Consider the following 21,321-nt stretch of genomic DNA (forward strand, 5'->3'; position numbering starts at 1 on the left):
TACTACCGGCATGAGATGGCAGGAGTGTTTATGAATCAATCTTATGGGCGGTTAGTCAGTCGGGCGGCCATTGCCGCGACAGTGATGGCGTCGCTGTTACTTTTGATCAAAATTTTTGCATGGTGGTACACCGGCTCGGTGAGTATTCTGGCGGCACTGGTCGACTCGCTGGTGGATATCGCCGCATCGCTCACTAACCTGTTAGTGGTGCGCTATTCGCTGCAGCCAGCGGATGATGAACATACCTTTGGCCACGGCAAAGCGGAATCCCTGGCCGCGCTGGCGCAAAGTATGTTTATTTCCGGTTCGGCGCTGTTTTTGTTTTTAACCGGTATTCAGCATCTGATTTCACCAACGCCAATGAACGATCCGGGCGTGGGGGTTGTGGTTACCATTATCGCCCTGATCAGTACAGTGGTGCTGGTCTCGTTTCAGCGCTGGGTGGTGAAACGGACGCAAAGCCAGGCGGTGCGGGCAGATATGCTTCATTATCAGTCTGATGTTATGATGAACAGTGCGATTCTCGTGGCGCTCGGTCTGGCCTGGTACGGCTGGCATCGTGCGGACGCACTGTTTGCATTGGGGATTGGCATCTATATTTTATATAGTGCATTACGCATGGGCTATGAGGCAGTGCAGTCACTGCTGGATCGTGCCTTACCCGATGAAGAACGTCAGGAAATTATTGAAATCGTGACATCATGGCCTGGTGTCAGTGGTGCTCACGATCTCCGTACGCGGCAGTCAGGGCCGACCCGCTTTATTCAGATTCATTTGGAAATGGAAGATAATCTGCCGCTCGTTCAGGCGCATGTTGTGGCTGAACAGGTAGAGCAGGCGATTTTACGGCGTTTTCCGGGATCCGATGTCATTATCCATCAGGACCCGTGTTCCGTCGTCCCCAGGGAAGGCAAAAGGTTTGAGCTTTCGTAAGTGAGCGTAAAAAAGAGAGCCAGGCCCGCATTTTGTGTATAAATTACCGCCATTTGGCCTGACCTGAATCAATTCAGCAGGAAGTGATTGTTATACTATTTGCATATTCGTTGGATCGTCTCGCTATGCAGGATCGACTTCCGGCAACAGACTTCATTTTGCATTCCAAAGTTCAGAGGTAGTCATGATTAAGAAAATCGGTGTGTTGACAAGCGGCGGTGATGCGCCGGGCATGAACGCAGCAATCCGTGGTGTGGTGCGTGCAGCACTGACGGAAGGACTGGAAGTCATGGGTGTTTATGATGGCTACCTGGGTCTGTACGAAGACCGTATGGTGCAGCTTGACCGTTATAGCGTGTCCGACATGATTAACCGCGGTGGTACCTTCCTGGGCTCCGCACGCTTCCCGGAGTTCCGTGACGAAAACATCCGCGCCGTGGCTATCGAAAACCTGAAAAAACGCGGTATCGACGCGCTGGTGGTAATTGGCGGTGACGGATCTTACATGGGGGCAAAACGCCTGACTGAGATGGGCTTCCCGTGCATCGGCTTACCTGGCACTATTGATAACGATATCAAAGGCACCGACTACACCATTGGTTACTTTACGGCGCTGGGCACCGTGGTTGAAGCGATTGACCGTCTGCGCGACACCTCGTCTTCTCACCAGCGTATCTCTATCGTTGAAGTGATGGGCCGTTATTGCGGCGACCTGACCCTGGCCGCAGCGATTGCGGGGGGCTGTGAGTTCGTTGTGGTGCCGGAAGTGGAATTCAGCCGGGACGATCTGGTCAATGAAATCAAAGCGGGCATTGCGAAGGGTAAGAAACACGCAATCGTGGCGATCACCGAGCACATGTGCGACGTAGACGAACTGGCACATTACATCGAGAAAGAGACGGGCCGTGAAACCCGTGCGACCGTACTGGGTCACATCCAGCGCGGCGGTTCTCCGGTACCTTACGACCGCATCCTGGCTTCCCGTATGGGTTCTTACGCTATCGAACTGCTGCTGGAAGGTCACGGCGGTCGTTGCGTCGGTATTCAGAACGAAAAACTGGTTCACCATGACATTATCGACGCTATCGAAAACATGCAGCGTCCGTTCAAAGGTGACTGGCTGGATTGCGCGAAGAAACTGTACTAATTCTTCTCTGCGCCTGATGGCGCTACGCTTATCAGGCCTACAGATCGCAAAGACTTGTAGGTCGGATAAGGCGTCAGCTGCCATCCGGCATAAGCCCTTCATATATTCCCCTTAGTTATAGCCAATCTTTTTTTATTCTTTAATGTTTGGATTTCTTTCTGGCACGCTTTGCTCATCACAACACAACATAAGAGAGTTGGGCGATGAATAAATGGGGCGTGGGGTTAACTTTGCTGCTGGCTTCCAGCAGCGTTCTGGCAAAGGATATTCAATTACTGAACGTGTCTTACGATCCAACGCGTGAGCTGTACGAGCAGTACAACAAAGCATTTAGCGCACACTGGAAGCAAGAGACAGGCGACAACGTAGTGATTCGTCAGTCGCACGGCGGGTCGGGCAAACAGGCCACCTCGGTGATTAACGGTATCGAAGCGGATGTGGTGACGCTGGCGCTGGCCTATGATGTTGATGCGATTGCCGAGCGCGGCCGTATTGATAAAAACTGGATCAAACGCCTGCCGGATAACTCTGCGCCTTATACTTCCACCATTGTGTTCCTGGTTCGCAAAGGCAATCCGAAGCAAATTCATGACTGGAACGATCTGGTGAAGCCTGGCGTCTCTGTGATCACGCCGAACCCGAAAAGCTCCGGCGGCGCTCGCTGGAACTACCTGGCGGCGTGGGGCTATGCGCTGCACCACAACAACAACGATCAGGCCAAAGCTCAGGATTTCGTGAAGGCGCTGTTTAAGAACGTCGAAGTGCTGGATTCTGGTGCGCGCGGTTCAACCAATACCTTCGTGGAACGCGGAATCGGCGATGTGCTGATCGCCTGGGAGAATGAAGCGCTGCTGGCGACCAATGAGCTGGGCAAAGATAAGTTCGAAATCGTGACGCCGAGCGAATCCATTCTGGCTGAACCGACGGTCTCCGTCGTTGATAAAGTGACCGAGAAAAAAGGTACCCAGGCCGTGGCGGAGGCTTACCTGAAGTATCTCTACTCACCGGAAGGTCAGGAGATCGCGGCGAAAAACTATTACCGTCCGCGCGATGCGGAAGTGGCGAAGAAATACGAAAATGCGTTTCCGAAACTGAAACTCTTCACCATTGATGAGGTGTTCGGCGGCTGGACGAAAGCGCAGAAAGAACATTTCTCGAACGGCGGAACGTTCGATCAGATCAGCAAGCGTTAAGCGCGGATCGCAGAAGAGGCCCGGAGGCATTTGCCGCCGGGCTTTTTTATTTGTCATGATTTTGCGTTACTCTTGCAGGCCGTTGAGATACAGGGAACGCGTTATGAAAAAAACTGGCTATGGGTTACTGGCCGTTGTCGTTATTGCAGCAGTAGCCGGTTTTGGCTACTGGAAGCTGGCCGGAAATCCGGATGCGTTGCGTAAGATTGTCCTTGAGCAATGTCTGCCCAATCAGTTGCAGCATCAAAACCCTGCGCCTTGCGCCGAAGTGAAGCCCGATGCCGGATACGTGGTCTTCAAAGACCGCAATGGTCCGCTGCAATATCTGCTGATGCCGACCTGGCGCATTAACGGCACCGAGAGTCCGCTGTTGGTGGAACAACACACGGCGAATTTTTTCTGGCTGGCCTGGCAATCTCGCGATTTTATGAGCAAGAAGTATGGTCAGGATATTCCGGACAGCGTCGTTTCGCTGGCAATCAATTCGCGCAGCGGACGGACGCAAAATCATTTCCACATCCATATCTCCTGCCTGCGTCCTGATGTCAGAGCGCAACTGGACGCTAACCAGGCCCAAATCAGCACCCGCTGGTTGCCGCTGCCGGGCGGACTGCGCGGACACGAATACCTTGCCCGTCGCGTGACAGAAAGCGAACTGGCGCAGCGCAGTCCGTTTATGATGCTGGCGGAAGAGGTGCCGGAGGCGCGCGAGCGGATGGGCAGCTATGCGCTGGCGTTGGCGCGTCAAAGCGATGACACGTTTGTTCTGTTAGCGACGCAACGCAACTGGCTGACGTTTAACCGGGCGTCGGCGGAAGAAATTCAGGATCACGACTGCACACTGCTCACTCAACCCTGATTGCGATTACGGCGCTGGCGTGCTTCGGCGTTTTTTTGCACAATCTCTCACTTCAGACCAGCGAAGATGTATCGTTGGTTAAATTAATGTGAAACCGATCAAAAGATATAAAGGTATACCTTTATATCTTTTGTGATTCCATTACACTCCCTCATAACGCCTGATCCTGGCTGTCCGAATCATGCGTTAATCATAAAAGCTTTTATTTCACGTAGTTACGTCATTCTTTTTTTCGACATTCTTGCGCCCAACGGCGCAAAAGGAATACCGATATGAAATTGTCTATCGTGGAAAAAATAGGTTTTGGCGCCGGGGATATGGCGATCAACGTAGTGATTATTGCCATGCAGCTACTGCTGGCGTATTTCTACACAGATATTTACGGTTTACGTGCAGCGGATGTGGGTGTGCTGCTGGTGGTTGTGCGGATGATCGATGCCATTATCGATCCGGCAATGGGAATGCTGACCGACAAAGTCTCGACCCGCTGGGGGCGTTATCGTCCGTGGTTATTATGGTTTGCCATTCCGTTTGGTTTTGCCGTCTATCTGATGTTTATCACGCCGGATATGGCGTATACGGCGAAGCTGGCGTGGGCCTATTTCACTTACATCCTGATGACGCTGGTCTATACGGCGATCACCATCCCTTATATCTCTCTGATTGGCGTCATCACGGACGATCCGGGCGAGCGTTTGAGCGCCAACGGGTATCGTTTTGTGATGACCAAAATCGCCGCGTTTCTGGTGACGATTGTGGTTCCGATGCTGGCGGTCTGGCTGGGACAGGGTAATAAAGCACTGGGGTATCAGCTTTCTATGGGCCTGATGGGGGCAATGGGCGCCGTGCTGTTTATCTTCTGCTTTATGACTACTCGCGAACGCAGCGAGCCTGAACTGCCGTCACTGTCGGTCAAACAGCAGTTTGCGAATCTGCTTCGCAACGACCAGTGGTTGATTCTGGGCGTGGTGATTATGTTACTGATGTGCGGCTACGTGATCCGGGGTTCGGTCGCCGCCTATTACGCCAAATATTATCTGAATGGCGGTGACAGCCTGATTTCACCGTTCCTGACCGTTGGCGTTGTGGCGTCTATTCTGGCGATGATTGCGACCACGTGGGTGACGAAGTTCTGGGACAAAATAAAAATGTTCCGCTACACCCAACTGATGACCTTTGCGCTGAGTATTGGCATGTATCTCTGCGTCGGGCAGCAGAACCTGATCCTCGCCTTTGTCTTTTACTTTCTCATCAACTTCTTCTGTGACATGCAAATGCCGGTGTTCTGGTCTTCCATCGCGGAGGCGGTCGATTACGGCGAGAAGAAAACCGGGCTGCGTGTTTCCGGACTGGCTTTCGGCGGCATTCTGTTCTTTCAGAAATTCGGGATGGGGATTGCCGGCGGTGTCCTCGGCTTCCTGCTGAGCCACTTCGGCTACCAGGCGGATGTCCAGCAGAGCGCGAGCTCGCTGACCGGCATTGCGCTAATGATGACGCTCATCCCTGCCATCTTCCATCTGGTGGTTGGCGTGGTGATGAAAAAGTATCTGATCAACAACGATTATTACCGCGACATCCAGAGTGAACTGGCGCAGCGCCAGGCGTGAGGAGGAGCAAATGAATCATCTCAATAAAATCTGGGTGATTGGTGATGCGTCCGTGGATTTGGTGCCGGAAAGAGCGGACTCCTACCTGAAATGCCCGGGTGGTGCATCGGCTAACGTCGCCGTCTGCATCGCTCGACTGGGAGGCGATTGCGAGTTCATCGGCTGTCTCGGAGAGGATGATGCCGGGCGTTTCCTTCGCCAGACGCTGGCAGAAAATGGGGTGGGAGTGGATTCACTCCGCCTCGATCCGCAGCAAACCAGCGCGGTGCTGATCGTCAATTTAACGCCAGAAGGCGAACGCAGTTTTACCTATCTGGTGCATCCCGGCGCGGACACCTTTGTCTCCGTGCAGGATTTACCGGCCTTCAGCGCTAACGAGTGGTTTTATTTCAGCTCGATTGGCCTGACCGACAGTCCGGCGCGTGAGGCGTGTCTGGAAGGGGCCAGACGCATGAAGGCGGCGGGCGGGCACGTCATGTTCGACGTCAACCTGCGTGTCAGCATGTGGCGGGATCGCCATGAAATCGCGCCCTTACTCGCACAATCTATTGCGCTGGCCTCTATTTGCAAGGTTTCTGCCGATGAGCTGTGTTGGCTGGGTAAGGTCGAGCGCTGGCAGGACGCACGCTATCTGATGCGTGAGCTCGGCTGTGAGACCACCGTCATCTCATTGGGCGATGCGGGGGCGTATCTGGTGACGCCGGAGGACGAATGCACCTTTCCGGCCGCGAAAATTTCCGTAGTGGACACCACCGGGGCAGGCGATGCCTTTGTTGGTGGGCTGCTCTATACCCTTTCACAGGCTGCCTCCTGGGACAATCGTCTGCTTGCACAGGCGATTGGCACGGCCAACGCCTGTGGCGCGATGGTGGTCACGGCAAAAGGGGCGATGACCGCGCTGCCTTACCCTGAACAACTCGCCGCCTTTCGCGCCAGCCATCCGCTGGAAAAATCATGCTAAACCGTTAAGGAGTCATTCATGCACGTTGAAATTAACAAAATACTGGGCTGCCTGATTGGTGCCGCTGCGGCCGACGCGATGGGCGCGGCAACCGAAGTGCGCACCCAGCAACAAATTCGCGAATATTTCGGTGGCTGGGTAACCGGTTTTGAGAAACCCCCCGCCGATACGTTTGGCCGCTGTAACGAAGCCGGCATGTGCACCGACGACTTTATTCAGGCGAAGTACATCATGGACGCTCTGTTACAGCATCATCGTCAGGTAAGCGATGAAGCGATGCGTGAAGCCTTCCAGCGCTGGCTGGCCTATCCGTACTATGCCAATTTTACCGGGCCAACCACCCGGGCCGCGATGAAAGCCATCTTTAACGATAACCGAGTGTCCTTACAGGGGGAACTGGAAGGCGAAAAGCAGTCGGTACAGATTATCAATAAAGGCAATGCGGAAGCCACCAACGGCGCGGCAATGAAGATTTGGCCTGCCGCCGTATTGCATCCGGGCAACATAGAAAAGGCGATTCAGACTGCGCTGGATATCTGCCGTTTTACTCATAACAACGTGCTGGCGATGTCAGGTGCCGCGGCGATGGCGGCGGCGACCAGCGAAGCACTACAGCCAGTGGCGAGTGCGGAAAGTATCATTGCGGCCGGGATTTACGGTGCCGACCGGGGCTATGCGCTGGCGGCAGAGCAGGGCGCGATGATGGTTGCCGGGCCGTCGGTGGCGCGGCGTATCGAACTGGCGGTGGCGATCGGCAAGCGCCACGCCCACTGGGAGACGGCGATTGTCGAGATTGCCGATATCATCGGGTCCGGGCTGCACGTCAGCGAGGCGGTTCCGGCGGCGTTTGGTCTGTTCGCGTGTTGTCCGGATTCAGCCGTTGATGCTATTATTTCCGCCGTTAATATCGGCAATGATACCGATACCGTCGCCACCATGGTTGGGGCACTCTCCGGCGCCTGGCACGGTGCCGATGCTTTTCCTGCCGACTATTTAACTACCGTTAATCGTATGAATCATTTCGATTTGGCTGAACTCGCCAGACAGATTAAAGGGTAGTGCGCTGCCCTGCGGGGGCGGCGACAACCGTCCCCGACTGGCAGACTTTCGAGGTAAATGGCTTGCAGGTTGATAAAACGAGTTTTACTCCGCTGTATAAGCAGTTGTTTTATATCATCTGCCAGCAGATCCAGAACGGCACTTTACCGCTGGGGAGTCAGTTGCCTACGCAAAAGGCGATTGCGCAAACCTATAATGTGTCGCTGATTGTCGTGAAGCAGGCATGGAGTGAGTTGATTAACGCCGGGGTGATTACCTCCCAGCGTGGAAGCGGCTCCGTGGTGAGCGCGGTGCCGGAAGGCGTCAGCTACGGTCATACCTTCCGCGGGATCACCAGCGATCTGCGTGATGCCAGCGTGGCGGTTGAGAACCGTATTCTGGAGATCGCCACTCGGCGGGCGCGCGACGCGCAGGAAGATGGCTTAAGCCTGCCAGCCCATCATCACTATCTCTATATTTCTCGAGTGCGATACCTGAATAATCGCCCGTTTAACCATGAGAAAATTTATCTCGATCTCTCCTTTTTCCCGGGGCTCACGCTGACGGCGGATGAACTGGCCCATACCTCGCTTTATCACCTGCTGAATGTGAAAAGCGACTCGGCGATCGAAAAGGTTGATGCCATTCTGCCCAGCCCCGATCTCTGCGAGAAGCTGCAGATTGCTGAGAATAAACCGCTTCTTTCCGTGGCGCGCCAGACGTTTATGGCGGGAGAAGAGCATCCCTTTGAGTATTGCCGCTACTATGTACTGTCTGACTACTTCGGCGAAATCCATTATCACTAACCCTCTGCTTTTTTGGGGGAAGATGCGCGTTTACAGAAGGGGGATGCCCCCGTATTCTTGTTGAAAAAAACAACAGGAGACAGGCATGTCGCTCTGGTTTTCACACCCTCTGTTTCTGCCCTCGCTGGTGGTGGTGGTCACCATCCTGCTCTGGGCGACCTCGCTATTGCCGGAATTTATCACCGCGCTGCTGTTTTTCACCGTGGCGATGGTGGCGAAAATCGCCCCACCGGACGTTATCTTTGGCGGCTTTGCCTCGTCGGCGTTCTGGCTGGTCTTCAGCGGCTTTGTGCTGGGCGTGGCGATCCGCAAAACCGGCCTGGCGGACAGGGCGGCAAGAGCGCTGTCATCACGGCTCACGGAATCCTGGCCATTGATGGTCTCAAGCGTGGTGCTGCTGAGCTATGCGCTGGCGTTTGTCATGCCTTCCAATATGGGACGTATCGCGCTGCTGATGCCCGTCGTGGCCGCGATGGCGAAACGCGCCGGGATCCTCGATGGCACCCGTGCGTGGTATGGACTGGCGCTTGCCGTGGGGTTTGGCACCTTCCAGCTCTCCGCCACTATTCTGCCTGCCAACGTGCCGAACCTTGTGATGAGCGGGGCGGCTGAAGGGTCGTACGGTATCCACCTGAACTATCTGCCTTACCTGTTGCTGCATACGCCGGTATTAGGCTGGTTGAAAGGCGGGGTGTTGATTGCACTGATCTGCTGGCTATTTCCCGGGAAACCCCATGCGCCGCGTGAATTAACGCCGCCGGAACCGATGAGCCGCGACGAAAAACGACTGGCCTGGATGCTGGCAGTGGTGCTGGCGATGTGGGTCAGTGAAAGCTGGCATGGCATTGGCCCGGCGTGGACCGGACTGGCGGCGGCGGTCATCACCCTGTTACCACGTATCGGGTTTATCAACGGAGAGGAGTTTTCCACGGGGGTTAACATCCGTACCTGCATTTATGTTGCCGGTATTCTTGGACTGGCGAGCGTCGTGACGCAAACCGGTATTGGCAATGCGGTTGGTGAGGCGCTGTTACACGTGATGCCGCTGGACCCGGAGAAACCGTTCACCAGTTTTCTCGCCCTGACCGGCATCACCACCGCGCTTAACTTTATCATGACCGCCAACGGCGTTCCGGCGCTGTATACCACCCTGGCGCAGAGCTTTTCTGAGGCAACGCAATTTCCACTGCTGTCGGTGATTATGATTCAGGTGCTGGGCTACTCAACGCCGCTGTTGCCGTATCAGGCATCGCCTATTGTGGTGGCGATGGCGCTGGGAAGAGTGCCGGCGAGAGCCGGGATGTTGCTGTGTCTGGTACTGGCGGTAGCGACGTATCTGGTCCTGCTGCCGCTGGACTATGTATGGTTTAATCTATTAGGGAAATTGTAGTGTTAATAGCCTGATAATTTTGGTTTTGTGAGAGGGCGGTGAGTTTTACCAGCACGAATGACGGTTAATACCAAAACGCATACTTATGCGCAGGATACTCAAGGATTGAACCATGGACAGATTGACCCCCATTCGCTGTTGGCCCGCCGTTATCTCGAGCGTTATCACACTGACCATCTGGTTTATCATCCCATGTCCTGCGGACGTGACGCCACAGGCGTGGCATCTGCTGGCGCTGTTTATCGGCACTATTGCGGCCATTATCGGTAAAGCCATGCCCATTGGGGCGATTGCCGTTGTGGCGATCATGCTGGTGGCGATGACTGGCGTGACGAATCCCGGTAAGCCCGCTGCGGCGCTTAACGATGCGCTAAGTGGCTTTTCCAACCAACTGATCTGGTTGATTGGTTTATCGATCATGCTGTCGCAAAGCTTGCTGAAAACAGGGCTCGGTGCGCGTATCGGCTACGGATTTATTGCGTTGTTTGGTAAGCGGACCTTAGGTATTGCGTGGGCATTAACGCTCGCAGAAACGCTGATTGCTCCGGTCACCCCAAGCAACACGGCGCGCGGTGGCGGTATTATCCACCCGGTTATGCGGGCCATCGCCGACAGCCTCGGTTCGCATCCTGGCAACAGTGAAAATGGTTCAACGGGCCGCTATCTGGCGCTGGTGAATTACAACATTAACCCGATCAGTTCGGCGATGTTCATCACCGCAACCGCTCCTAACCCTCTCATTGTCACCTTTTTGACTCAGGGGACGGATGGGGTACTGAACATGACCTGGGGGATGTGGGCTATTGCGGCGCTCCTTCCGGCGGTGGTTTCGCTACTGGTGATGCCCATTGTCATCTGGTGGCTCTACCCGCCCGCCATTACCCGCACGCCCAACGCGCCGCAGTTTGCCCGGCAAAAGCTGGATCTACTCGGCCCGCTGTCGCTGGCAGAGAAAATCACGCTGGCGGTGTTTATTTTGCTGCTCTGTCTGTGGGCTGGCGTTCCCGCGCTGATCATGGGCAGCGGCTGGACCGTGAACCCCACCAGTGCGGCGCTGATCGGTTTATCGATTCTGTTGCTCTCGGGGGTCTTAAACTGGGAGGACATTCTTAAGTGTCGCGGTGCCTGGGATACCATTGTCTGGTTTGCCGCGCTGGTCATGATGGCGGATTTCCTCAGTAAACTGGGTCTGGTCGGCTGGCTGGCAACGAGTGTGGGCACGGCGATCAATCATCTTGGCGTCCACTGGAGTATCGCGACGCTGCTGTTGATCCTGCTTTACGTCTATTCTCACTACTTTTTTGCCAGCACCACGGCGCATATCACGGCCATGTTCTCCGCTTTCTTCATCGCGGGGTTAGGTCTGGGCGCGCCACCGGCCCTGCTGGGGCTGATGCTCGGTTTCTCATCCTCGCTGATGATGTCGCTCACCCACTACGGTACGGGCACTGCGCCAATCATTTTTGGCTCTGGCTATGTCACGCTGGCGGAATGGTGGAAAGCGGGGCTGGTGATGAGTGTCGTGAACCTGACTATCTGGGCGGTGACCGGGGCTTTCTGGTGGCACTGGCTGGGGTATTGGTAATACGGAGATAAGCCGGGGGGAGAGGCTCCCCCCGACTGCACAACTTAAGCCTGTTTTGCCGCTTCAGCCGCTTTCACGATCACAGCAAAAGCGTCAGCTTTCAGAGACGCACCGCCAACCAGCGCGCCGTCGATGTCCGGCTGAGTGAACAGTTCTGCCGCATTGGCTGCGTTTACGGAACCGCCGTACTGGATGATAACCTGTTCAGCAATTTTCGCGTCCGCTTTAGCAATGTGGTCGCGGATGAATTTGTGAACAGCCTGTGCCTGCGCTGGGGTTGCAGATTTGCCGGTGCCGATTGCCCAAACAGGTTCGTAAGCGATAACCACGCCTTCGAATGCCGCAGCACCCTGGGTTTTCAGAACGGCGTCGATCTGACGTGCGCACACTTCTTCCGTTTTGCCCGCTTCGTTTTCGGCTTCGGTTTCACCGATGCACAGAACCGGAGTCAGGCCCTGCTCTTTCAGCACGGCGAATTTTTTCGCGATCAGTTCGTCAGACTCTTTGTGGTAAGTACGACGCTCAGAGTGGCCGATGATGATGTACTGCGCGCCGATGTCTTTCAACATTTCAGCACTTGTTTCACCGGTAAATGCGCCGGACAGGTTCAGGTCAACGTTCTGTGCGCCCAGAAGGATGTGGCTACCGGCCGCAGCGTGTTTTGCCAGGTCGATGTACATTTCCGGCGGCGCGATCGCTACCGCACAACCTGCGACGCCAGCCAGCTCTTTACGCAGGTTAGCAATCAGTTCGTTTACCATGTGGCGGCTGCCGTTCAGTTTCCAGTTACCCATCACTAAAGGATGTCGCATTTCTATTCTCCACGCTTTATCAGCGAATTAAGGAAGATGGCCGCCCCTTGGGGCAGCATGGTCTGTGAAACAGTATAGAGATCACTCCCCGGAAAGGCTTTGCTTTTTATCATCAATTGGACCCATCCAGGTTTTCAGATAACGCCAGCTTAATCGGTTCAACTGCGAAGGTCAGCCCCTTTTCGCCGTTATCTGCGACAACATAGCGAATCGCGCCGTCGGTCTCCGCGTAATAGCGCTTGTTTTTCCCGGCGATGAGTAGCTTCTGTAGCTTTTTCTGACTTTGCTCTTTGGTCAGCAAGGGGGCGATGGTGCGGATCACCGCCGCCATATACTCCAGCGCTTTGGCTTTCGCCGCTTTTTGTTCCGGCCCCTGAATCGGTAGCCAGGTTATTTGCATACTCTTGATCTTCAATGTTCCGCGCTCAAGGGCGGTTGAGGCATAGAGATTTTCATTAATTTTGCTGGCCGCGCGGGTGAGGTTGGCTTTGTCGCGACTGCTGTCGATCGCCCGGAATTCGTTTAAGGTAAGTTTGTGATTTTGCGCATTAAAGTTTTCGCGAAACTGGCTGATGGAAAGATCAAACGTGGGGGCTCCAGCGAGCAAATACGGTGCGGTGGTGGCCGTCAATGGCTCAGCCGCCAGCGCCGGGGGGCTGGAGAACATCGCAGAAAATAATAATAAAAACAGTGAACATCCTGGCTTCATCAATCTTACCTTTCGTTATGACTGTTCACGATTAAAACGATAACCGTCTGGCTTGTCAAAAGGGTAAACTGTCGAAGATAGTCATTTTTAAGGAACAGGCATGACCCTACAGCAGTGGTTATTCTCATTTAAAGGGCGTATTGGACGCCGTGATTTCTGGATCTGGATGGCGCTGTGGATTATCAGCATGGTGGTTCTGTTTTCGCTCGAGAGTCAAAAATTACTCCCCGATCAGATCGCTCCCTTTGCCCTGGTGTGTCTGCTCTGGCCGACGGCGGCGGTCACAGTGAAACGTCTGCACGATCGTGGGCGTTCGGGGTTGTGGGCGTTATTGATTATTCTTGCCTGGATGCTGTTAGCCGGCAACTGGGCCATTCTGCCGGGGATGTGGCAATGGGTGGTCGGACGCTTTGTGCCGACGCTGATCCTCATCATGACAATTATCGATTTGGGGGCATTTGTCGGCACCCAGGGCGAAAATAAATACGGCAAAGACACGCAGGATGTGAAGTTCAGATAAAGCGTAGCCGGATAAGGCGAGACCGCCTGTCCGGCAACATACTTACCAGTAGTGTTCTGCGGTCATATGGCCCGGTCGACGGCGTAAATGTTTAGTCATCTGGCGGGTCTCTTTCAGCAACTGCTGCGTGTCGCGAACCATCTGCGGATTCCCGCACAGCATCACATGGCTGGTCTCTTTATCCATCGGTAAGCCTATCGCTTTTTCCAGTTCGCCATTTTCAATCAGCGCCGGAACGCGACCGGTCAGTGAACCTGCGACCGTCTCACGGCTTACCACCGTCTGGATCCGTAGCTTGCCTTCGTAGCGCGTTTGCAGCGCCTGCATCAGCGGCAGGTAGCTTAAATCAGCGGCATAGCGCGCGGCATGGACCAGCACCAGGTTTTTGAAGCGATCGAGATCTTTACCCAACTGCAGAATCGATAAATAGGGACCGATGGCGGTGCCGGTTGCCAGCATCCACAGCGTGTCGCAGTCTGGCACCTCGTCCAGCACAAAGAAACCAGCGGCTTCGCTCACCACTTGCACCTCATCGCCAGGCTTCAGTGCTGCCAGACGCGGGCTCAGTTTACCGTCAGGTACGGTGACCAGGTAAAACTCCAGATCGGGATTGTCAGGGGCATTCACATACGAGTAAGCGCGCTGGACGCGCTCGCCGTCAATCTCAAGACCGAGCTTGGTAAATTGACCTGCGGTGAAGGGATGAACGGGGGCGTGAACGGTCAGACTAAACAGGGCATCGGTCCAGTTCTGTACCTTTGTGACTTTGCCTGTTACCCAATCTGCCATGGTTTTCTCCTGTTCAGTTATCATCCCCTTATCTTCGTTTGTTGGCAGAAAGATTTCCAGCCCGGCGGGGCTGGAAGGCTCTAACGAACAAATCAATTACAGGATGTGCGCCTGCACGTCCGGGTCTTTACGATCGAGGTAGTGAATCGACTGAATGCGGCGAATGGTGCGTGATTTACCGCGGATCAACAGCGTTTCGGTGGTTGCGATATTACCTTTACGACTAATCCCTTCCAGCAGATCGCCTTTAGTGATGCCGGTTGCGGAGAAGATGACGTTGTCGCTGCGCGCCATCTCATCCAGACGCAGCGCTTTACCGGCTTCGATACCCATAGCCTTACAGCGCGCCAGCTCCTGTTCACCGATACGGCGGTTCTCTTCGCTGTCGCCTTTGACATCATGACGTGCCAGCAGACGGCCCTGCATGTCGCCGTCCAGCGCGCGGATCACTGCAGCAGATACTACGCCTTCTGGCGCACCGCCAATTCCGTACAGCACATCCACCTCGCTGTCCGGCATACAGGTCAGGATCGAAGCAGCAACATCGCCATCGGGAATCGCAAAAACGCGCACACCCAGCCTCGCCATTTCTGCAATGACGTCATCGTGGCGGGGTTTTGCCAGAATCGTCACCGTCAATTCGCTCAGCGGTTTGCCCAGCGCGTTAGCGACATTGCGCAGATTCTCCTCCAGCGACAGATTGAGGTCGATGCTGCCTTTCGCGCCTGGGCCAACGATCAGTTTTTCCATGTACATATCCGGTGCATTCAGGAAGCAGCCCTTGTCACCGACGGCCAGAACGGCCAGCGCGTTGGCTTGGCCCATCGCTGTCATTCGCGTGCCTTCGATGGGGTCGACAGCAATATCTACCGCATCGCCGCGGCCGGTACCGACTTTCTCACCGATGTAGAGCATCGGCGCTTCGTCGATCTCGCCTTCACCGATCACGATGGTCCCGTCAATGTTGACCTGGTTTAGCATAATGCGCATGGCGTTGACCGCAGCGCCGTCGGCGGTGTTTTTGTCACCGCGTCCTAACCATTTGTAGCCAGCCAGCGCCGCCGCTTCGGTTACGCGGGAAAATTCGATGGCAAGTTCTCGTCTCATAGCAAACTCGTAGCAGAAAGGAATTGGCGCGAAGTGTAGCACAGGGGAGGAGGGGGAATTATTGATGTGTATGCGGGGTTGCCCCCGCACACGTAATACAATCCGTAGGCCGGATAAGACGCGTTCGCGTCGTCATCCGGCAATTCACGATTACTCTTCGTGATCTTCCCACGCCAGCGCGCGTTTGACCGCTTTCTTCCAGCCGCTGTAACGGTAGTTACGTTCGGTGGTTTCGATGCCAGGGCGGAATTCACGTTCGATAACCGCTTTTTCCTGCAGCTCATCGAGGTTCTGCCAGAAACCAACCGCCAGACCGGCCAGGTAGGCCGCGCCCAGCGCTGTCACTTCACGCACTTCCGGACGCTCAACGCGCGTGCCAAGAATGTCGGACTGGAACTGCATCAGGAAGTTGTTGGCAACTGCGCCACCGTCCACGCGCAGGGCGTGCAGGCGAATACCGGAGTCTGCCTGCATCGCTTCCAGCACGTCGCGAGTCTGGTAGGCAATCGATTCCAGCGTTGCGCGAATGATGTGGTTGGAGTTCACACCACGGGTTAAACCGAAGATCGCACCGCGCGCATACGGATCCCAGTAAGGCGCGCCCAGACCGGTAAAGGCCGGTACCACGTACACGCCGTTGGTATCCTTCACTTTGGTCGCGAAATACTCGGAATCGAAGGCGTCGCTGATGAGCTTCATTTCATCACGTAGCCACTGAATGGAGGCACCCGCCATAAACACTGCGCCTTCCAGCGCGTAGTTCACTTCTCCGGTCGGGCCACAGGCGATGGTAGTCAGCAGGCCGTTCTCGGACTTCACCGCTTTCTCGCCGGTGTTCATCAGCATAAAGCAGCCAGTGCCGTAGGTGTTTTTCGCCATCCCTTCCTTCACGCACAGCTGGCCGAATAGCGCAGCCTGCTGGTCACCGGCGATGCCGGAGATCGGAATACGCGTGCCGCCTTTACCGCCGATGTTGGTTTGACCGTAGACTTCGGAAGAACGACGCACTTCCGGCAGCATGGCGCGCGGAATATCCAGTGCATCCAGCATTTTGTCGTCCCAGTCCAGCGTGTGGATGTTGAACAGCATAGTACGTGAGGCGTTGGTGTAATCCGTCACGTGTACGCGTCCCTGGGTCATTTTCCAGATAAGCCAGGTATCAACGGTACCGAACAACAGTTCGCCGCGACGTGCGCGCTCACGGGAGCCTTCGACGTGGTCGAGGATCCACTTCACTTTGGTGCCGGAAAAATACGGGTCAATGACCAGACCGGTGTTATTGCGGATGTATTCTTCCATGCCATCGCGCTTCAGGCGTTCGCAGATGTCCGCGGTACGACGACACTGCCAGACAATCGCGTTATAGATAGGTTTACCGGTTTCACGTTCCCAGACGATGGTGGTTTCACGCTGGTTAGTAATCCCGATAGCTGCAATCTGATCGGAACTGATGTCCGCTTTGGCCAGCACTTCCACCAGTGTAGAGCTCTGTGTTGCCCAGATTTCCATTGGGTCGTGTTCTACCCAGCCTGCTTTCGGGTAGATCTGCTCAAATTCGCGCTGTGAAACGCTCACAATATTGGCATCATGATCCATCACGACGGCGCGGGAGCTGGTGGTTCCCTGGTCGAGCGCAACGATATACTTTTTCTCAGTCATAATTATTTGTCCCGTAGTCACATTACAGCGAAGCTTTTTGTTGTGAAGTGGTCGTGGTTTCCTTCTCTTCCACGGCACAGGTATCGCACGGCAAATGGCGACCGATCAGCTTGCGATAGGCGAAAGCGCCCAAAATAGCGCCAACGATGGGGCCAAACAGCGGCACCAGGAAGTAAGGAATATCTTTGCCACCGGTGAAGGCTACGTTACCCCAGCCCGCGAGCCAGGCGAACGCTTTTGGACCGATGTCACGTGCCGGGTTCATCGCAAACCCGGTCAGTGGGCCCATGGATGCGCCGATAACCGCAATCAGTAAACCAATCAACAAAGGCGCCAGCGGGCCACGCGGTACACCGTTACCGTCATCAGTCAGCGCCAGGATAAGCCCCATCAGGATAGCGGTAATCACCATTTCAACCGCGAAGGCCTGCACAAAATTGATATGTGGATTGGGATACGTTGAGAAAGTGCCGGCCAGATCAACACTCTCAATGCTGCCACGTACAATGTGGTGCGTTTGTTCGAAGTCGGCGAAAAGATTGTAGTAAAGCCCGTAAACTAACGCCGCTGCGCAAAAGGCACCGGCAAATTGAGAAAGGATAAAAGGAACAACTTTGCGCTTGTCGAAACACGCAAACAGCCACAATGCAATCGTGACTGCCGGGTTGAGATGTGCGCCAGACACACCTGCGGTCAGGTAAATAGCCATGGCTACCCCCAGTCCCCAGATGACGCTGATTTCCCACTGCCCAAAAGACGCACCCGCGACTTTAAGCGCAGCGACACACCCCACACCGAAGAAAATCAACAACCCGGTACCGAGGAATTCAGCAATGCACTGGCCTTTCAAGGTTGATGTTTGACTCATAATCGGATCCTGAAGAGTTTAATGTTTATTGTATGCGAGGAGGTCACTGACGTCCGCGATGCCCTGTAGGCACACTGTTAATTTATCGTTAACGAGCACAAACGAGAAATATCGAACTTAAAATGTGTGTGCTGCGTCAATAAAATGAGCGTTTTCGCGCCATGAAGCGCGTTTTGTTATACAAAAACAGTGTGAGCTGAATCATTTCATTAACCAAAGCATTAACACTTAAGAGTTAGGTGGTTATTGTCTGTAAGAGTCGACTGAAAAGTGTTGCAAACCGCAATCAGCGCGGGATGCCGCTGGACAGGGAGGGCGGGGCTTCATACAATCGGCACTATATATTGTGCGCGTTCACGTGAAGCGTCGCCTTGCAATTCAGGAGAGTATGACCATGTCTTTAGAAGTGTTTGAGAAACTGGAAGCAAAAGTACAGCAGGCGATTGATACCATCACCTTGTTGCAGATGGAAATTGAAGAGCTGAAAGAGAAGAACAACTCGCTGGTGCAGGAAGTGCAATCTGCACAGCACAGCCGCGAAGAGCTTGAGCGCGAAAATCAGTCTCTGAGAGAACAGCAGAATGGCTGGCAGGATCGTCTGCAGGCATTGCTGGGCCGCATGGAAGAAGTCTAATCCTCGTCATATTTCACGTGATGGCGGCGTCGGCTGCACGTATTCACCCCAGGAACATAGTCATCTATGTTCTTGGGGATTCATTCGCTTGCCGCCTTGCCATAACGCGAAATCTTTAGAGGATTGCGGTAAGTCATGTAGGCCGGATAAGGCGCAAGCCGTCATCCGGCAATATCATAGCCTTACCGCGATACAACGTTAGTTTCAGGCATTCAAACCCCCATCCACGTCCAGACCAGTGCCGGAAATCTGCCCAGCCGCTGGGCTTGCCAGAAACGTCACCGCCGCTGCAACATCCTCCGGTGTACCGTAATGCCCTGTCGCAATAAGCTGTCGTTGGGAGTCCGCCTGTTCGCCATCTGCTGGGTTCATATCACTGTCCGTTGGGCCTGGATGGACAAGGTTGACGGTGATACCCCGAGGGCCGAGATCACGAGCCAGCCCACGGGTTAGCGAGTTGAGCGCTGATTTAGTCATCGCGTAGACAGCAATCCCCGGCTGGGCGACACGGTTGGCAAGGCAACTGCCAATATTGATAATCCGCCCACCTGCAGGGAGATGTGGCAACGCGGCCTGTATGGCTACCACCACGCCACGGATATTCACGTTAATCAACGCGTCGATGTCTTCCAGTGACAGCGACTCCAGCGGGCCACCGCGTGCGATCCCTGCGTTGTTGACCAGAATATCTAATCCTCCTAGTGACTGTATCGTGTGATTTACGGCGTTCTGAATAGCCTGAGCGTTTGCACTGTTTGCCTGAATAGCCTCGCCATGGCGGCCGAGTGCTGTAATTTCATTGGCAACGGCCTGGGCTTTCTCCGCAGATTTTTCATAGGTTATGACAACATCAGCACCGGCTTTCGCCAGCGACAGTGCAATAGCACGCCCTAATCCGCGACTGGCTCCGGTGACCAGCGCTTTTTTACCTGTCAGATCGATATGCATGATGACCCCGTGACGAGAGTGATGAGATTCATCATTAGGTATAGAGAGAGTTTTTTCTTCGTCAATGCGCTGAATGGGGGAATCGAAAGGGTGAAGTGACAAAAAAGAGGATCTGGAGATTTCCAGAATCGAAGTAAATTGCCAGTCAGTTGTTTAACCGACTGGCATTACACCGAATTGCGGTATTTTCTTTACTCGATATCGAGCGGGTCTTCGGAGAGGATGATTCCCGTATTGTCGGCGTACAGATGATCGCCGGAGAAGAAGGTCACGCCGCCGAAATTGACGCGGACATCGCTTTCCCCAATCCCTTCACCTGATGCACCTACCGGAATCGCGGCAATCGCCTGAATGCCGATGTCCAGCTCTTCCAGATCGTCTACCTGACGCACCGCGCCGTAGATGACCAGACCTTCCCATTCATTTTGTACAGCCAGACGCGCCAGTTCGGCGTCGACCAGCGCACGACGGACAGAACCGCCGCCGTCGACCAGCAGTATGCGACCACGGCCATTTTGTTCGAGCAGATCGTACAGCAACCCGTTGTCCTCGAAACATTTCACCGTGACGATTTGTCCGCCAAACGACGACCGTCCTCCAAAGTTAGAGAACAGTGGTTCCACGACGTTGACATCTTCTTGATAGATGTCACAAAGCTCGGAAGTATCGTATTTCATAGGCTTAACGTTCAGTTGCTGCGAGAATTTTTAGTATATCGCGCTATGTGTACTGTTGGCAAAATCATCAATTGTTAATTGATATTTGTCAGTTATCTTGCCCACTGGCTTAAGAAAATCCCGACGACAAACAGTAGGTTAGTCAGCAACGCGGCTTTTACCGTACGTTCGAGCATTGGACGCATCGCCGCCGGTTCCATTTGGCGCATCACGTAACGCGCCTGTTTTACCAGTACCGGCGCGGCCAGCAGGAACAGCCAACCCCACGGACTTTGCAGTGAAAGCAGGTTAAACAGCGCCAGGCAAACCAGCGTCCCCATCAGCAGACAGGCATGGTAACGACGGGCATTCATGGCACCGAGGCGGACGACCAACGTATTCTTGCCGTTTTCCCGGTCGCTGTTGATATCGCGCAGGTTATTGATATTAAGCACGGCGGTGGCAAGCAGACCACAGGCGGTTGCCGGAAGGATTAGCGCCGGGATCAGCGTATGCGCCTGCAGATACCAGCTGCCCATCACGCTTAGCCAGCCAAAGAAGACCAGCACGGAAATATCGCCCAGGCCGATGTAGCCATAGGGACGATTGCCTACGGTATAGGTGATGGCGGCAATGATCGACAACACGCCAAGCACCAGGAAACCGACAAAATCCGCCGGCGTGCGGCACGCCACGGCAACCAGCGACAGACCGGACAAACAAATGAGTACGACGGTGATGATCAGTGCGCGCTTCATCTCCTGTTGGGTGATCACCCCTTTCTGCATCCCACGCAGTGGTCCGATGCGGTCCGGCTTGTCGCTGCCCTTAACGGCATCGCCATAATCGTTGGCGAGATTTGACAGGATTTGCAGAAGCCCTGCGGTAATGAGTGCCAGCAGGGCGACCAGCGGATCAAAGTATCCCTGCCACCATGCCAGGGCCGTACCGACGATGATCGCCGCGAAGGCGAGCGGTAGGGTCTTGGGTCGTAAACTTTCCAGCCAGGCCTGGGAGCGGCTAATTTGTTGTTGTTCAGTCATATTTAGCGCCAATAAAAATGGGGCCTTTCAGCCCCATCAACAGTGATGAAAATGCAG

General features: G+C 54.6%; 21 protein-coding genes. 12 read left to right on the forward strand and 9 right to left on the reverse strand.

Annotation, left to right across the window (positions count from 1 at the left end; genetic code table 11):
• Positions 1–30 precede the first annotated feature (30 nt).
• From fieF to I6L53_RS00980, 10 genes are all read left to right on the forward strand, one after another.
• Entirely contained in the window at positions 31–933 is a 903-nt protein-coding gene (gene fieF / locus I6L53_RS00935) for a CDF family cation-efflux transporter FieF (protein ID WP_042325542.1), read from the forward strand.
• Between the two features lie 184 nt (positions 934–1,117).
• Positions 1,118–2,080 carry a 6-phosphofructokinase gene (gene pfkA, locus I6L53_RS00940; protein ID WP_042325544.1) on the forward strand — a complete coding sequence of 321 codons (963 nt, stop codon included), beginning with the start codon at positions 1,118–1,120 and terminating at the stop codon, positions 2,078–2,080.
• Positions 2,081–2,283: 203 nt separating this feature from the next.
• Complete coding sequence (sbp, locus tag I6L53_RS00945; protein ID WP_042325546.1) at positions 2,284–3,273, forward strand: sulfate/thiosulfate ABC transporter substrate-binding protein Sbp; 990 nt, start codon at positions 2,284–2,286, stop codon at positions 3,271–3,273.
• A gap of 103 nt (positions 3,274–3,376) precedes the next feature.
• Positions 3,377–4,132: a CDP-diacylglycerol diphosphatase gene (locus I6L53_RS00950; protein ID WP_042325548.1), complete on the forward strand. Its 756-nt coding sequence runs from the start codon at positions 3,377–3,379 to the stop codon at positions 4,130–4,132.
• 272 nt (positions 4,133–4,404) lie between these two features.
• Entirely contained in the window at positions 4,405–5,739 is a 1,335-nt protein-coding gene (locus tag I6L53_RS00955) for an MFS transporter (RefSeq protein ID WP_042325550.1), read from the forward strand.
• Positions 5,740–5,749: 10 nt separating this feature from the next.
• The gene (locus tag I6L53_RS00960; protein WP_042325552.1) at positions 5,750–6,700 is read left to right on the forward strand and encodes an aminoimidazole riboside kinase; all 951 of its coding nucleotides are present in this window, start codon (positions 5,750–5,752) and stop codon (positions 6,698–6,700) included.
• An 18-nt stretch (positions 6,701–6,718) separates the two neighbouring features.
• Complete coding sequence (locus I6L53_RS00965; protein WP_042325554.1) at positions 6,719–7,759, forward strand: ADP-ribosylglycohydrolase family protein; 1,041 nt, start codon at positions 6,719–6,721, stop codon at positions 7,757–7,759.
• Positions 7,760–7,821: 62 nt separating this feature from the next.
• Positions 7,822–8,544 carry a GntR family transcriptional regulator gene (locus I6L53_RS00970; protein ID WP_042325679.1) on the forward strand — a complete coding sequence of 241 codons (723 nt, stop codon included), beginning with the start codon at positions 7,822–7,824 and terminating at the stop codon, positions 8,542–8,544.
• 85 nt (positions 8,545–8,629) lie between these two features.
• Positions 8,630–9,934, forward strand: a complete 1,305-nt coding sequence (locus I6L53_RS00975) for an SLC13 family permease (RefSeq protein ID WP_042325557.1) — start codon at positions 8,630–8,632, stop codon at positions 9,932–9,934.
• Between the two features lie 112 nt (positions 9,935–10,046).
• Positions 10,047–11,519 (forward strand): DASS family sodium-coupled anion symporter, encoded by a 1,473-nt coding sequence (locus I6L53_RS00980; protein WP_042325559.1) that lies wholly within the window; start codon positions 10,047–10,049, stop codon positions 11,517–11,519.
• 44 nt (positions 11,520–11,563) lie between these two features.
• On the opposite strand, the gene tpiA is transcribed toward I6L53_RS00980, so the two are convergent.
• Together tpiA and I6L53_RS00990 are read right to left on the reverse strand one after the other, a co-directional pair.
• A complete protein-coding gene (gene tpiA, locus I6L53_RS00985; RefSeq protein WP_042325562.1) occupies positions 11,564–12,331 on the reverse strand; it encodes a triose-phosphate isomerase in 768 nt (255 codons plus the stop codon).
• 112 nt (positions 12,332–12,443) lie between these two features.
• On the reverse strand, positions 12,444–13,040 hold the full coding sequence (locus I6L53_RS00990; RefSeq protein ID WP_042325563.1) for a YiiQ family protein: 597 nt from the start codon (positions 13,038–13,040) through the stop codon (positions 12,444–12,446).
• Positions 13,041–13,140: 100 nt separating this feature from the next.
• Between I6L53_RS00990 and I6L53_RS00995 the strand changes: the two genes are divergently transcribed.
• Positions 13,141–13,560, forward strand: a complete 420-nt coding sequence (locus I6L53_RS00995) for a DUF805 domain-containing protein (RefSeq protein ID WP_042325566.1) — start codon at positions 13,141–13,143, stop codon at positions 13,558–13,560.
• Positions 13,561–13,602: 42 nt separating this feature from the next.
• Here I6L53_RS00995 and fpr read toward each other — a convergent pair whose 3' ends face one another.
• The 4 genes from fpr to glpF all read right to left on the reverse strand — a co-directional run bounded on the left by fpr (position 13,603) and on the right by glpF (position 17,983).
• Positions 13,603–14,349: a ferredoxin--NADP(+) reductase gene (gene fpr / locus I6L53_RS01000; RefSeq protein WP_042325568.1), complete on the reverse strand. Its 747-nt coding sequence runs from the start codon at positions 14,347–14,349 to the stop codon at positions 13,603–13,605.
• Positions 14,350–14,445: 96 nt separating this feature from the next.
• Entirely contained in the window at positions 14,446–15,456 is a 1,011-nt protein-coding gene (gene glpX / locus I6L53_RS01005) for a class II fructose-bisphosphatase (RefSeq protein ID WP_042325570.1), read from the reverse strand.
• Positions 15,457–15,606: 150 nt separating this feature from the next.
• Positions 15,607–17,115 carry a glycerol kinase GlpK gene (gene glpK / locus I6L53_RS01010; RefSeq protein WP_042325572.1) on the reverse strand — a complete coding sequence of 503 codons (1,509 nt, stop codon included), beginning with the start codon at positions 17,113–17,115 and terminating at the stop codon, positions 15,607–15,609.
• Positions 17,116–17,137: 22 nt separating this feature from the next.
• The gene (glpF, locus tag I6L53_RS01015) at positions 17,138–17,983 is read right to left on the reverse strand and encodes a glycerol uptake facilitator protein GlpF (protein WP_042325574.1); all 846 of its coding nucleotides are present in this window, start codon (positions 17,981–17,983) and stop codon (positions 17,138–17,140) included.
• Between the two features lie 388 nt (positions 17,984–18,371).
• On the opposite strand from glpF, the gene zapB reads away from it, so the two are divergent.
• Positions 18,372–18,617 carry a septal ring assembly protein ZapB gene (zapB, locus tag I6L53_RS01020; RefSeq protein ID WP_094465794.1) on the forward strand — a complete coding sequence of 82 codons (246 nt, stop codon included), beginning with the start codon at positions 18,372–18,374 and terminating at the stop codon, positions 18,615–18,617.
• A gap of 204 nt (positions 18,618–18,821) precedes the next feature.
• Here the strand turns inward: zapB and I6L53_RS01025 are convergent, their stop codons facing one another.
• From I6L53_RS01025 to menA, 3 genes are all read right to left on the reverse strand, one after another.
• Positions 18,822–19,565 carry an SDR family NAD(P)-dependent oxidoreductase gene (locus I6L53_RS01025; RefSeq protein WP_042325577.1) on the reverse strand — a complete coding sequence of 248 codons (744 nt, stop codon included), beginning with the start codon at positions 19,563–19,565 and terminating at the stop codon, positions 18,822–18,824.
• Between the two features lie 191 nt (positions 19,566–19,756).
• Positions 19,757–20,242, reverse strand: coding sequence for a ribonuclease E activity regulator RraA (gene rraA, locus I6L53_RS01030; protein WP_042325578.1), 486 nt, complete (start codon positions 20,240–20,242; stop codon positions 19,757–19,759).
• Positions 20,243–20,334: 92 nt separating this feature from the next.
• Complete coding sequence (gene menA, locus I6L53_RS01035; RefSeq protein ID WP_042325580.1) at positions 20,335–21,264, reverse strand: 1,4-dihydroxy-2-naphthoate polyprenyltransferase; 930 nt, start codon at positions 21,262–21,264, stop codon at positions 20,335–20,337.
• Positions 21,265–21,321 lie beyond the last annotated feature (57 nt).

It is taken from the genome of Citrobacter farmeri, from assembly GCF_019048065.1.
In the GTDB taxonomy this organism is placed as follows: Bacteria; Pseudomonadota; Gammaproteobacteria; order Enterobacterales; family Enterobacteriaceae; genus Citrobacter_A; species Citrobacter_A farmeri.

Coding starts and splice junctions, on each gene's coding strand:
- sbp (WP_042325546.1), top strand. CDS start 2,284: ATGAATAAATGGGGCGTGGGGTTAACTTTGCTGCTGGCTTCCAGCAGC.
- menA (WP_042325580.1), bottom strand. CDS start 21,264: ATGACTGAACAACAACAAATTAGCCGCTCCCAGGCCTGGCTGGAAAGT.
- glpX (WP_042325570.1), bottom strand. CDS start 15,456: ATGAGACGAGAACTTGCCATCGAATTTTCCCGCGTAACCGAAGCGGCG.
- pfkA (WP_042325544.1), top strand. CDS start 1,118: ATGATTAAGAAAATCGGTGTGTTGACAAGCGGCGGTGATGCGCCGGGC.
- I6L53_RS00960 (WP_042325552.1), top strand. CDS start 5,750: ATGAATCATCTCAATAAAATCTGGGTGATTGGTGATGCGTCCGTGGAT.
- tpiA (WP_042325562.1), bottom strand. CDS start 12,331: ATGCGACATCCTTTAGTGATGGGTAACTGGAAACTGAACGGCAGCCGC.
- zapB (WP_094465794.1), top strand. CDS start 18,372: ATGACCATGTCTTTAGAAGTGTTTGAGAAACTGGAAGCAAAAGTACAG.
- I6L53_RS00950 (WP_042325548.1), top strand. CDS start 3,377: ATGAAAAAAACTGGCTATGGGTTACTGGCCGTTGTCGTTATTGCAGCA.
- I6L53_RS00955 (WP_042325550.1), top strand. CDS start 4,405: ATGAAATTGTCTATCGTGGAAAAAATAGGTTTTGGCGCCGGGGATATG.
- I6L53_RS01025 (WP_042325577.1), bottom strand. CDS start 19,565: ATGCATATCGATCTGACAGGTAAAAAAGCGCTGGTCACCGGAGCCAGT.
- I6L53_RS00980 (WP_042325559.1), top strand. CDS start 10,047: ATGGACAGATTGACCCCCATTCGCTGTTGGCCCGCCGTTATCTCGAGC.
- I6L53_RS00990 (WP_042325563.1), bottom strand. CDS start 13,040: ATGAAGCCAGGATGTTCACTGTTTTTATTATTATTTTCTGCGATGTTC.
- glpK (WP_042325572.1), bottom strand. CDS start 17,115: ATGACTGAGAAAAAGTATATCGTTGCGCTCGACCAGGGAACCACCAGC.
- I6L53_RS00975 (WP_042325557.1), top strand. CDS start 8,630: ATGTCGCTCTGGTTTTCACACCCTCTGTTTCTGCCCTCGCTGGTGGTG.
- I6L53_RS00965 (WP_042325554.1), top strand. CDS start 6,719: ATGCACGTTGAAATTAACAAAATACTGGGCTGCCTGATTGGTGCCGCT.
- fieF (WP_042325542.1), top strand. CDS start 31: ATGAATCAATCTTATGGGCGGTTAGTCAGTCGGGCGGCCATTGCCGCG.
- rraA (WP_042325578.1), bottom strand. CDS start 20,242: ATGAAATACGATACTTCCGAGCTTTGTGACATCTATCAAGAAGATGTC.
- I6L53_RS00995 (WP_042325566.1), top strand. CDS start 13,141: ATGACCCTACAGCAGTGGTTATTCTCATTTAAAGGGCGTATTGGACGC.
- glpF (WP_042325574.1), bottom strand. CDS start 17,983: ATGAGTCAAACATCAACCTTGAAAGGCCAGTGCATTGCTGAATTCCTC.
- fpr (WP_042325568.1), bottom strand. CDS start 14,349: ATGGCAGATTGGGTAACAGGCAAAGTCACAAAGGTACAGAACTGGACC.